The sequence below is a fragment of the Streptomyces sp. SBT349 genome, from assembly GCF_001083795.1.
Lineage (GTDB): Bacteria > Actinomycetota > Actinomycetes > Streptomycetales > Streptomycetaceae > Streptomyces.
In genome coordinates, this window is record NZ_LAVK01000266.1 from 1 (window position 1) to 10,970 (window position 10,970).

Annotated in this window: 11 protein-coding genes; 3 read left to right on the forward strand and 8 right to left on the reverse strand. The window is 75.1% G+C overall.

What is annotated here, in order from left to right; genetic code table 11:
* Positions 1 to 69 precede the first annotated feature (69 nt).
* Positions 70 to 420 carry a winged helix-turn-helix transcriptional regulator gene (locus tag ADY01_RS26185; RefSeq protein WP_049578438.1) on the reverse strand — a complete coding sequence of 117 codons (351 nt, stop codon included), beginning with the start codon at positions 418 to 420 and terminating at the stop codon, positions 70 to 72.
* A gap of 48 nt (positions 421 to 468) precedes the next feature.
* On the opposite strand from ADY01_RS26185, the gene ADY01_RS26190 reads away from it, so the two are divergent.
* Entirely contained in the window at positions 469 to 1,401 is a 933-nt protein-coding gene (locus tag ADY01_RS26190) for an NAD(P)-dependent oxidoreductase (RefSeq protein ID WP_078900616.1), read from the forward strand.
* A 42-nt stretch (positions 1,402 to 1,443) separates the two neighbouring features.
* On the opposite strand, the gene ADY01_RS26195 is transcribed toward ADY01_RS26190, so the two are convergent.
* The 3 genes from ADY01_RS26195 to ADY01_RS26205 are packed head-to-tail and all read right to left on the reverse strand — an operon-like array spanning position 1,444 to position 5,365.
* Complete coding sequence (locus ADY01_RS26195) at positions 1,444 to 3,936, reverse strand: FtsX-like permease family protein (RefSeq protein WP_199826310.1); 2,493 nt, start codon at positions 3,934 to 3,936, stop codon at positions 1,444 to 1,446.
* Positions 3,936 to 4,712, reverse strand: a complete 777-nt coding sequence (locus tag ADY01_RS26200; RefSeq protein ID WP_049578443.1) for an ABC transporter ATP-binding protein — start codon at positions 4,710 to 4,712, stop codon at positions 3,936 to 3,938. The genes ADY01_RS26195 and ADY01_RS26200 overlap by 1 nt, the downstream gene beginning before the upstream one ends.
* Positions 4,709 to 5,365, reverse strand: coding sequence for an ArsR/SmtB family transcription factor (locus ADY01_RS26205; protein ID WP_049578453.1), 657 nt, complete (start codon positions 5,363 to 5,365; stop codon positions 4,709 to 4,711). The genes ADY01_RS26200 and ADY01_RS26205 overlap by 4 nt, the downstream gene beginning before the upstream one ends.
* Positions 5,366 to 5,657: 292 nt before the next feature.
* On the opposite strand from ADY01_RS26205, the gene ADY01_RS26210 reads away from it, so the two are divergent.
* Positions 5,658 to 6,494 (forward strand): nitroreductase/quinone reductase family protein, encoded by an 837-nt coding sequence (locus ADY01_RS26210; RefSeq protein WP_049578445.1) that lies wholly within the window; start codon positions 5,658 to 5,660, stop codon positions 6,492 to 6,494.
* A 9-nt stretch (positions 6,495 to 6,503) separates the two neighbouring features.
* Positions 6,504 to 6,839 carry a hypothetical protein gene (locus tag ADY01_RS26215; protein ID WP_049578446.1) on the forward strand — a complete coding sequence of 112 codons (336 nt, stop codon included), beginning with the start codon at positions 6,504 to 6,506 and terminating at the stop codon, positions 6,837 to 6,839.
* Between the two features lie 48 nt (positions 6,840 to 6,887).
* On the opposite strand, the gene ADY01_RS26220 is transcribed toward ADY01_RS26215, so the two are convergent.
* The 4 genes from ADY01_RS26220 to ADY01_RS26235 all read right to left on the reverse strand — a co-directional run bounded on the left by ADY01_RS26220 (position 6,888) and on the right by ADY01_RS26235 (position 10,858).
* The gene (locus ADY01_RS26220; protein WP_049578448.1) at positions 6,888 to 7,208 is read right to left on the reverse strand and encodes a MerR family transcriptional regulator; all 321 of its coding nucleotides are present in this window, start codon (positions 7,206 to 7,208) and stop codon (positions 6,888 to 6,890) included.
* Between the two features lie 571 nt (positions 7,209 to 7,779).
* Positions 7,780 to 8,301 (reverse strand): GyrI-like domain-containing protein, encoded by a 522-nt coding sequence (locus ADY01_RS26225; RefSeq protein ID WP_049578449.1) that lies wholly within the window; start codon positions 8,299 to 8,301, stop codon positions 7,780 to 7,782.
* 29 nt (positions 8,302 to 8,330) lie between these two features.
* The gene (locus tag ADY01_RS26230) at positions 8,331 to 9,020 is read right to left on the reverse strand and encodes a TetR/AcrR family transcriptional regulator (RefSeq protein ID WP_049578451.1); all 690 of its coding nucleotides are present in this window, start codon (positions 9,018 to 9,020) and stop codon (positions 8,331 to 8,333) included.
* A gap of 32 nt (positions 9,021 to 9,052) precedes the next feature.
* The gene (locus ADY01_RS26235) at positions 9,053 to 10,858 is read right to left on the reverse strand and encodes an FAD-dependent monooxygenase (RefSeq protein ID WP_234320422.1); all 1,806 of its coding nucleotides are present in this window, start codon (positions 10,856 to 10,858) and stop codon (positions 9,053 to 9,055) included.
* Between the last annotated feature and the right edge of the window lie 112 nt (positions 10,859 to 10,970).

The window sequence follows — 10,970 nt, forward strand, 5'->3', positions numbered from 1 at the left end:
GGGTGGGTCTGGTGGCAGGGCGGCCGGAGGGTCGCCGGACGGAGGGGGAACGAGGAGGGCGCGGCGTTGTCAGGAGGGCGTCCGGGCTCCGCCGAGCCGCTCCAGGCGGCGGTGGCCCCAGTCGGACAGGGGGGCCAGCGCCTCGGCGAGGTCGCGGCCGAACGCGGTGAGGGAGTACTCGGTCTTCAGCGGTAGCCCGGCGTGCACCTCGCGGTGTACCAGGCCGTCGGCCTCCATCTCGCGGAGCGCCTGAGTCAGCACCTTCTCGGTGAGGCCGGGCAGCCGCCGGCGCATCGCGCCGGGGCGGTGCGGGCCCGACTCCAGCACCCAGAGCAGCACGGTCTTCCACTTGCCGTCGATCACGGCGATCGCGGCGGTCACCCCGCAGACGTTCGGGTCCTGGGCACGGCTGCGCGTCATCCTCGCCCCTTTCGTCATCTTTTGCCGGTACTCGCGCGTACGACTCATATGCACGACTCACAAGGGAGTTGCCTCATGTCCTCGCACACGGAGCGCACGGAGCACATGGAACAGTCTGCCGTCACGGTGCTCGGCCTGGGGCCGATGGGCCGGGCCCTGGCCGGGGCGTTCCTCGGCGCCGGGCTCTCGATCACGGTCTGGAACCGGACGCCCGGCCGGGACCGGGAGCTGGTGGAGCGCGGCGCGGTCTCCGCGCCGTCGGCCGAGGAGGCGGTCGCCGCGAGCCCGTTGACCGTGGTCTGCGTCGTGAACTACGACGCGTCCGACGGCTTCCTGCGCCGCGACGCGGTCGCCGCCGCGCTCAGGGGGCGCACGGTCGTGAACCTGACCGCCGACACCCCGGACCGGGCCAGGGACACCGCCGCGTGGGCGCGGGCCCACGGGATCCGGTACCTGGACGGCGCGATCATGACGCCGACCACCACCATCGGCACCCCGGCGGCGGTGTTCCTCCACAGCGGACCGGGTGACCTCTACGGGGAGCACCGCGCGGTGCTGGAGACGCTGGGCGGCACCCACACCCACCTCGGCGAGGAGACCGGGCGGGCGGCGGCCTACGACATCGCGCTGCTCGACATCTTCTGGACCGCGATGGCGGGTTACGCCCACGCCCTGGCGCTGGCGCGCGCGGAGGGGGTCACCGCGCGGGAGCTGGCGCCGTTCGCCCAGGGCATCGGCGCGATCCTGCCGCCGATCTTCGCGCAGACCGCGGAGGAGGTGGACGACGGCACCTTCTCCGGCGAGGGCAACCCGCTCGTCTCGGCGGCCTCGTCCATGGCCCACATCGTCGCCGCCTCCGAGGCCCACGGCATCGACGCCGGCGTGATGCGGGCGGCGGAGGGACTGGCCCGCCGCACCATCGGGCTCGGCCACGGCGAGGAGGGGTTCCTGCGGATCGCCGAGGTCATCGCCCGCCGCTGAGCGGCCCGGCGTGTGGGCCGGGGCGCGGGTCCGGGGCGGGGGCTACCTGACGCCGTTCCGCAGGGCCAGGCGGGCGGGGACGGCGGTGGCCACCAGGGCGAGGGCCGTCGCCCCGGCCGCGATGGCCGCCCAGACGCCGGGGGAGAACGACGGGGACGCCTCGCCCGTCATCCCGGTGCTGAAGGCGGACAAGGTGGCCAGGGAGATCGCCGTGCCCAGCGCCACCGCCGTGGCCGCCACCGCGAGCGACTCCAGGCGCAGCATCCGCAGCACCTGCCGCCGGGTGGTCCCGACCAGGCGCAGCAGGGCGAACTCGCCCGCCCGGTCGGCCGTGGACATCGCCAGCGTGTTGACCGAGGCGATGGCGGTGAACGCCAGGATCAGGCCCATGCCGAGGAACGCGACCTCCGCGCCGGACTCCCGCGCCCCGGCCCGCACCTCCGCCACATGCCCGCCGTCGTTCACCGCGAGCCCCGGGAACTCCTCGACGGCGCGGGCGAGTTCACCCGCGTTCGAGCCCGCGACCAGGACCGAGTCGGCCAGGGGATTGTCCACATGGGCGGCCAGCAGCTCGTGGGCGAGGGTCAGGTCGCCGAAGCCGAGGGCCCGGTCGTAGACGGCGGCGACGGTGAGCTCCACCGGGGTGCCGTCGCCCAGGACGAGCGCGAGCGTGTCCCCCGGATCGAGGCCCCTGCCGTCGGCCACCAGGTCGCTGACCGCGACGCCGTCCTCGGTGAGCCCGTCGAGCGAGCCCTCGGTGACGGCCAGGTCGAGCGTGCTCCCGGCGCCCTCCGCCGTGACGCCCTGCGCCTGGTACCTGTCGAGGCCCGGGGTGCGGACCGTCGAGTGGACGACCTCCGTGACGGCGGTGACGCCGGGGAGTGCGCGGAGGCGGTCGGCGGCCTCGCCCGGCACTCCGAGCCCCTCGGCGGTGACGACCCAGTCGGCCACCACGCCGTCCCTGGCCTGGCGTTCGGCCGCGTCGCCCAGCGTGGTCTGGGTGAAGACGAGGGTGCTGGCCATGGCCACCAGCAGGGTCAGCGGGGTGACGACGGTGGCCAGGCGGCGGGCGTTGGCCCCGGCGTTGTGGGCGGCCAGATGGCCGGGGACGCGGGAGAGCCGCAGGGGGGCGCCCAGGATGGCGAACGCGCCCCGCGCGACCAGGGGCCCGAGCAGCGCGACCGCGACGGTCAGCAGCAGCACGGTCAGATAGGTCACCGGCGTGGAGGCGGGCTCGGTGCGCAGCGCGGAGAGCACCGCCAGCAGGACCACGCCCCCGGCCAGCACCAGGGCCCCCGCCAGCAGGCGGCCCAGGGGGAGGCGGCGGCTCTCGACCGCGGCCTCACCGAGCGCCTGCGCCGGGCGGATCCTGGCGGTACGGCGCGCGGAGATCCTGGCGGCCAGCCACGCGGCGAGCAGCGTGGCCGGCACCGCGGCGGCCATCGGGAACGGGCTGCGCACCAGCGCCAGCGTCTCGGGAACGGTGCCCAGGTCGGTGAACTTCGCGTGGAGCGCGCCCGCCAGCGGGATCCCGGCCGCCGAGCCGAGCAGCCCCGCGGCGGCGGCGACGAGCAGCGCCTCGCGCCCGATGAGCCGCCGCACCTGGCGCGGGGTGGCGGCGATGGCGCGCAGCAGGGCGAGTTCGCGCAGCCGCTGCTGCCCGGTGAGGGCGAACGTGCCGACGACGACCAGGACGGCGACGAGCAGCCCGGTGCCGCCGATGGCGCCGCCCATGCTGACGAGTTCGACGCGTGCCTGGGCTGCGTCGAGGAACTCGGCCGGGCCGCGGTCGCCGCCCGTGTGGACCCGGGCCGCGGTGCCGTCGAGGGCGGCCTCGACGCGGTCGGCGACCTCCCCGGCGGCGACGCCCTCGGCGGGGAAGACGCCGAGGGCGGCGTCGCGCCCCTCGTGGCCCGCCAGCCTGCGGGCCTCGGCGTCGGTGAAGAAGACGGCGGCCTGCTCGGTCGGGGCGGCCTCCGGGGTGGTGGCCACCCCGGCGACGGTGTAGGCGGCGGGGGCGCCGGACGCCTGGACGGTCACGGTGTCCCCGGGGGCCAGGCCCGTGCGGGCGGCCAGGGCGCGGTCGATCACGATCTCGTCGTCGGCGCCCGGCTCGTCGCCCGCCTCGACGGTGAACGGGGTGAGGGGGGCCGAGGACCAGGCGTGGCCGAGGGAGCGCTCGGCGTCCTGGCCCGACAGGGCGGCGGGGAAGGTGAGTTCGGGTACGACGGCCCCGACGCCCTCGACCGCGGCGACCCGCTCGCCCGTGCCCTCGGGCAGCCAGACGCGCTCGTGGAGCGGCTTGGCCTTGTGCTTGGTCTTGTCGCCCTTCCGCACCTCGTGGTGGACCTGCTGGTCGCCGGCGACCACGACCGGGGTGCCGGCGTAGCGCTCGGTGCGGATCTCGCCGCGCAGGCCGGTCTCCAGCAGGGCGCCGCAGGCGGTGACCAGGGCGGCGGCGCACATCAGGGCGAGAAAGGCTCCGGCGAACCCGGCCTTGCGGGCGCGGAGGGTCGCGAGGGCGTAGCGGAACATCAGGCCCACGCTCCCAGGTGCGTCATGCGGTCGGCGACGCGCTCGGCGGTGGACCCGGCCATCTCGTCCACGATGCGGCCGTCCGCGAGGAAGAGGACGGTGTCGGCGTGCGAGGCGGCGACCGGGTCGTGGGTGACCATGACCACCGTCTGGCCGCCGCGGTCCACGCAGTCGCGCAGGAGCGTCAGGATCTCCTCGGCGGTCACGGTGTCCAGGGCGCCGGTGGGCTCGTCGCCGAAGACGACGTCGGGGCGGGTGATCAGGGCGCGGGCGATGGCCACCCGCTGCTGCTGGCCGCCGGAGAGCTCGGCCGGTCTGGCGTCGGCCCTTCCCGCGAGCCCGACCCGTTCCAGGATCTCGGCCAGCCGGCGCTTGCCGGTGCGCTCACCCGCCAGCCGGAGGGGGAGGGCGACGTTGTGGCGGACGGTGAGGGAGGGAACGAGGTTGAACGACTGGAACACGAACCCGACGCGGCGGCGGCGCAGGCGCGTCAGCTCGGTCTCGTTCATGCCGCCGAGCTCCGTGTCGCCGATCCAGGTCGCGCCCGAGGTGACGCGGTCGAGCCCGGCGGCGCAGTGCAGGAAGGTGGACTTGCCCGAGCCGGAGGGGCCCATGACGGCGGTGAACGTGCCGTGCGGTATCGCGGCCGAGACGCCGTCGAGGGCGACGGTGCCGCCGTGGCCGCGGCGCCCGTAGACCTTGGTCACGGCGTCGAGGCGGACGGCGTGCGCGGATGTCGGGGCGGGGGGAGGGGAGGTGAGGGCGGTGCTGCTCACGGTCGGCTCTCTTCGGTGGTGGTGTCGTCCCGGTCGTCCCGGTCGTCCCGGTCGTCGCCTCGGCCGTCGGCCGCGGGGTCGGGCGGGTCCTCGTTCTGTCGCTCCGGGGGGACGGGGAAGGCGAGGAAGCGGGTGAGAACGGTGCGGGCGCCCGGCGGCGTCGCGTCCTCGTCGCGCTTGTAGCGGTTGAGAAGGGCGACGTACGCCTCGAACAGCTCGCTCAGCTCGTCGGGGGTGAGACGGATCGTGCCGCGCGAGGAGGGGAACGCGTCCCGCCAGGCCCCCTGCTCCTCGTCGGCGGCGCGGCCGAGTTCCTCGAACAGCCGCAGGTCGGAGGCGTAGGCGAGGCGGTTCATCTCGTCCACCACCGCCCGCGTCCCCGGGTCCTGGCGGCTGCGGGGCGGCAGGCGGAGGTCCTGGGAGACGGCCCGCCACCAGCGTTCCCTGCCACGCCCCGAGCCCTCCGTCTCCTCGACGAACCCGTGCCGGGCCAGCTCCCGCAGGTGGTAGCTGGTGGCGCCGGTGTTCAGGTCGAGCCCGCGGGCGAGCAGCGCCGAGGTGGCGGGGCCGTGCCGGGTGAGCCGCTCCAGGATCTGGAGCCGCCTCGGATGGGCCAGGGCCTTGAGCCCGCTGAGGGAGGGGGTGAACGGCATGTCCACAGACTCCTGTGCACAGGGGGTTGTGCACGATCCGGTGCGCACCCGGACCGGGGGTGGGGACAACCCCCGGTCCGGCCTGTTCGGGGGCGGTGCGGGGCCGTAGGGTGGGATCCGTGACTGCCGGGTCGGCCTTGGGCCATGAGCGAGTGGGGTACCCGGCCGCGGCGTGACCGCGTGGCGGGCGAGAGGCCCGCCTTCTTCTCCTGACCGCACGCTTTCCGCGCTAGCGCGCTTGTTGCGCTGCCTTGCGCTTTTTCGCGACCACTTCAGGAGAAGAAAGAAGAGAATGCCGATCGACTTCAATCTGCGCGTGATCGAGGAGTTCCGTGCCCACGGCGGCCGGGTGGGTGGCCCCTTCGAGGGCGCGCGCTTGCTCCTGCTGACCACCACGGGAGCGCGTTCCGGCGCCCCGCACACCACCCCGGTCGCGTACCTGCCCGACGGCGGCGAGCGCCTCCTGGTCATCGCCTCGGCCGCCGGCGCCGACCGGCACCCCGCCTGGTACCACAACCTGGTCGCGAACCCCCGCGTCACCGTGGAGGACGGCGTCTTCACCTACGAGGCCGAGGCCACCGTCCTGACCGGCGAGGAGCGCGACCGGATCTTCGCCCGCGCCGCCGAGGCCGACCCCGGGTGGGCCGAGTACCAGGCGAAGACGGACCGGGTCATCCCCGTGGTGGCGCTGCGCGAGTCGGGGACCGCCGCGCCGCCCGGCGGGTCGTTCGGCGAGGCGCTGACGAGGGTGCACGACGCGTTCCGCCGTGAACTGGCCGTCATCCGCGCGGAGGTGGCCGACTCGGGCCCCGGCATCGGGGCCCAGCTGCGGATCAACTGCCTGACCGCCTGCGAGGGGTTGCGCTTCCACCACACGACGGAGGACCGGGGGATGTTCCCCCACCTGGAGCACATCCACCCCGAACTCACCCCGGTGCTGGACCGCCTGCGCGAGGAGCACGAGCGGATCGCGGCGCTCACCGAGGAGTTGAAGACGCTGATCTCGGGCGACCGGGCCGTGGAACCCTCCGCGCTGCTGTCCGAGGTGGACCGGCTCACGGCCGAGCTGGAACGCCATCTGGACTACGAGGAGGAGATGTTGATACCCATCCTCGACGCGCCCGCCTAACCTGGGCCCATGGCCTCCCCGAAGACCTCGTTCGTCTGCCTGCCGTGCAGGGCCGCCTACAAGCGGCCCCGCCCGGTGGGCGGAGGGACGGAGAGCGTCTGCCCGCGCTGCGCCGAGCCGCTGATCCACGCCGGCTCGGCCTTCGCGGCGCCCAGGCGGCGCGACACGGCGGCCTGGCGCACGCTGACGGTGCTGCTGAACGCGGGCCTCCGCTTCGACATGGGCTGCTGCGACGGCCCGGGCTACCGGCCCCGCACCCTGTCCGAGGTGCGCGAACGCGTGGCGCACGCCCGGCGCACAGGCGAGCCGCTGCCCCGCGCACTCGCCCGGCGCGAGCTGCCCTAGCGGCATCGCCCCGGGGGCGGGGAGCGGCGGGGCCGAGGGCCGCCGCCGTCACGCCCCGCTCGCGGGGTTGCGAAGCTCCTCGTTGATGCGGCGGGCCTCTTCGAGCTGGTCTTCGAGGATGACGATGCGGCAGGCGGCTTCGACCGAGGTGCCCTGGTCGACGAGTTCGCGGGCGCGGGCGGCGATGCGCAGCTGGTAGCGGGAGTAGCGGCGGTGGCCGCCTTCGGAGCGCAGGGGGGTGATCAGGCGGGCTTCCCCGATGGCGCGGAGGAAGGCGGGGGTCGTGCCGAGTATTTCGGCGGCCCGGCCCATGGTGTAGGCGGGGTAGTCGTCGTCGTCCAAACGGTTGCGCGGGTTGTCTGCGGTCATAACCACCTCGTTGTCGCATGCGTCGAGGGGCCCTGGCGCCGCACGGCACCAGGGCCCCGAAGGGGAGATCAACACCATCGCCGACTATCTGCTGTGTCGGCCTTATATTTCCGCACGGCCGTCCGGGGGGACAGACGGGGGTGCGGGAATCGTGGATACGTGAACCGTGGGACCACCTTCCGTTCCGGGGCCTGCGGTACCCGGGCGGCCCATGTCCTCACCCGGGCGATCCTGATGGCGTCTGCTGCCTCCTTCTTTCCTTCCGGTCCTCTTCCTGCACCCGCGGGTTCCGCGTCATGCCGGCGCCCTGAGGGCCACCGTGCCCGGCAGTCGGCGAGGGGACCCCGAAGTACCTCCGGCCCCGCCACCCCACTGCCGTGCCACCACCCGCGCTCTCCTGCGTGCGCGCAGTTCGTCCTCTGCCGCGCCTGACTGGATCTCTTGGCTACGAGAGAGACACTAGCCCTGGAGAGCATGCATGTCTACTCCGGCCGGGACAGATTTTCTGTGAGTCTCGATGCCGCCTCCTGATCCCGGCTTCCCGGGCGCCGCACGCGGGAACGGGCCGGGCTCAGGCGCCGTCGGCGAGCCGGAAGGCCAGCACCGTGTCCCACCGGGACATGTCGGGCTCCTCGGCCGGGTCGGTCAGGTACTCCTCGAGACGGCACCGCCAGGCGTGGCCCTCCGGGGTGTCCCACGCGTCCCAGGTCAGGCCCTGGTCGGTCGCCCAGTCCAGCAGGGCCTCGGTGACGTCGACCAGGTCGTCGGGGTGGCCGTGGTGGGCGACGGTCGCGTACCGCCCGGCGGGGAGTGCCCCGCCGAAGATGTCGCCGCCCGGTTCCCCCTCGGGAACGGCGGCGGTGGGCACGCCCGCCTCCATGTCCATGCGGTTCGCCATGTCGATGACGTGGTACCTGAGGAACGGCGCTCCGGTCGGCTCGATCCCCCGGGCGGCGAGCCAGGCGAAGATCTCGCGGATCCGGTCGGCGATCTCCCCGATCGTGTCCATGGTGACGCTCGCCCTGATCCCGGCGTAGGGCCGCTCGGGGCGCTCGACGAGGGACGGCTCGGCCGCCTGCTGAGAAGGTGTCATGTCCCCCTGACTCGACGGGCGGCCGTAACTCATCCCCTCGGGGAACGCGGGGGCGCGCCCGGCAGCGGGCGGCGCGCGATCTCGTCCGCCTCGGGCACCGGCACCCCCAGCATCCGCAGCAGCAGCGCCGCCATCCGCTCGCCGTCCCCGGGGGCGCCGCCGCCGGGATCGGCGCCGCCGGGGCCCGTTCCGTCCGCGTCGCGCAGCCGCAGGTCGATCAGGCCGAGCAGCGCCCCGCACGCGGCCGAGAGCGCCACCACGGGCTCGTCGACCGCGAACCGGCCCGCGTCCAGGCCCCGTTCGATGTCGCGGAGCACCCGCGGCGCGAGGCCGTGGCCGGTGTGCACCTGCCTGAGGCCGCCGTGGCGCAGCACGCGCATCAGCTCCGGGTGCGACCGGACCATGGCGATGGTCAGCCGGACGCTCGCGGCGAACTTCTCCGCCGGGTCGGCGAGGGGCCCCGCGACCGTGTCGAGCTCCCGCCCGTAGTCCTCCAGGGCCTCGCCGACCGCCGCGTTGAACAGCTCGGCCTTGGAGGAGAAGTGGTTGTAGAACGAGCCGAAGCCGACGTCCGCGCGCTCCGCGATCCGCTGGATGCTGATGTCGCCCGCGCCGTCCTCGGCCAGGATCCGCCGCGCCGCGTCGAGCAGGGCGCGCCGGGTCGCGGCCCGGCGCCGCGCGAAGCGGTTGGGCGCCTGCTCGGTCCGCTGTTCGGGCATGCGCCCATCGTAGCCAGGAGGCCCTTCCAGGCTCAGGGGGCGACCCGGGCCAGCAGGGTGTCCAGGGCCGCCGCGAGCCGGGCGCCCGGGGCGGGATCCGCGCCGGGCGCGCGCCAGCAGACGAAGCGGTCGGGGCGCACCAGAACGGCGCCCTCGGGGCCGTGCCCGCGCCAGCGCGTCCAGGTGGAGCGCGGGTCGCGGTAGTCGCCGTCCAGGTGGCCGACCCGCACGGCGGTCAGCGGGAGCCCGTTCCGCGCGGCGACCTTCTCGGCCGCCTCGCACCAGCCGTGCCCCTCCTCCCCGGCGATCAGCAGGAAACGGCCGGGGCGTATCAGCCGGGCGACGGGCAGCCGCTCCCCGTCCAGGTCGGTCAGCCAGGCGTGCGGCAGCGGGTGTCCCGGGCGGGCGGCGGGCTGGTGCAGGCGCACGGGGTCCGGGTTCTCCGGCGGGGGCGTGCCGTCCGGGACGACCGCGCCCGAGGCGTAGGTGTAGCCGAACTCCACGCCCAGCTCGTTGAACTCCATCGACTGTGCCGCCACCGTCCTCAGGAACGCGCGGCGCGCCTCCCGGTCCGCCGGGTCCTCGCTCCACAGGCGGCGGGCGCCGCGCCAGTTCTCCGCGGGGCCCGCGGAGGGGCCGCCGCCGAAGTGGGCGGCGATGGCCATCTGGTTCCGCGCGCTGGCCAGGGACCGCTCGACGCCCGCCGCGGCGACCGGGCGGCGCTCGGCCTCGTAGCTGTCGAGGAGCGCCTCGCCCGCGTGGCCGCGCAGCACGGCGGCCAGCTTCCAGGTGAGGTTCTGCGCGTCGTGCATCGCCGAGGTGAGGCCGAGCCCTCCGGTGGGCGGGTGGCGGTGGGCGGCGTCGCCCGCCAGGAACACGCGCCCCTCGCGCCCGGCGCGGAAACGGTCGGCGAGCACCCCCTCCAGCGACCAGCGCGAGACGCGGTGCACGGTCGTCCCGTCCGCCGCCGGTCCGAGCGCGGTGCGCAGGTCGGCCGCCACCGCGTCGTCGTCCACGGCGCGCGCGTCGTGCGCGCCGTAGTGCAGGTGGAGGACCCACTCCTCCGAGTCGGGGCCCCAGCGCTCCGGGCCCATGGGCACCAGCACGCCGCCGGCGCCCAGCTCGGGCAGCCACAGCCAGCGGATCAGCACCTCCGGGTCGCGCACCCAGCGCGAGAGGTCGGCCGTGAGGTGGAACGACACCATGCGCGCCACATCGCGCACCCCGCGCCGTGCCACCCCGAGCGCGGGCCCGACCGTGCGCCCGCCGTCGCAGCCCAGCACGTAGCGCGCCCTCACCCGGTACGAGCCGCCGGAGGAGCGGTCGGTCACCTCGGCCACCACGCCGCCCGCGCCCTCGGCGGGCTCCTCCTCGGCGAGGCCGGTCAGCTCGTGGTGGAAGCGGATCGCGCCCGGGGGCGCGAGCTCCTCCGCGCGCGTCCGCAGCAGTGGCTCCAGCCGGAGCTGCGGCAGGTTGGCCGGGCGCTCGGGGCTGGCCGCGAGCCAGTCGGGCGACCGCCCGCCCCCGCCCCAGGATTCGAGCAGCGCCACCCTCCGCCCGTGGTCGGGGCCGTCCCCGGCCAGTCCGACGTACCAGCCGGAGTAGGCCATCTGCGCCGCCGGGGTGCCCGCGGCGTAGACCGCGTCGGCCAGGTCCACGTCGCGCAGGATCTCCATGGCGCGCTGGTTGAGCACATGGGCCTTGGGCAGGGGCGACGTGGTCGGCCGGTCGGTGATCAGCAGGAACGGGACGCGCATGCGGGCCAGCAGCAGCGCCGCGGTCAGCCCGCCCGCTCCGCCGCCGACCACGAGAACCGGCACGTCCATGTCGTTCGTCACGAGACGCCTCCCTGCCGGGCACACCACGGCGTGATCGAAGTGATGAAATCATCAAACGTGATGACGTCGACCGTCAAGACGGCGTGGCCCAGGCGGGGGAAGAGGGAGACGG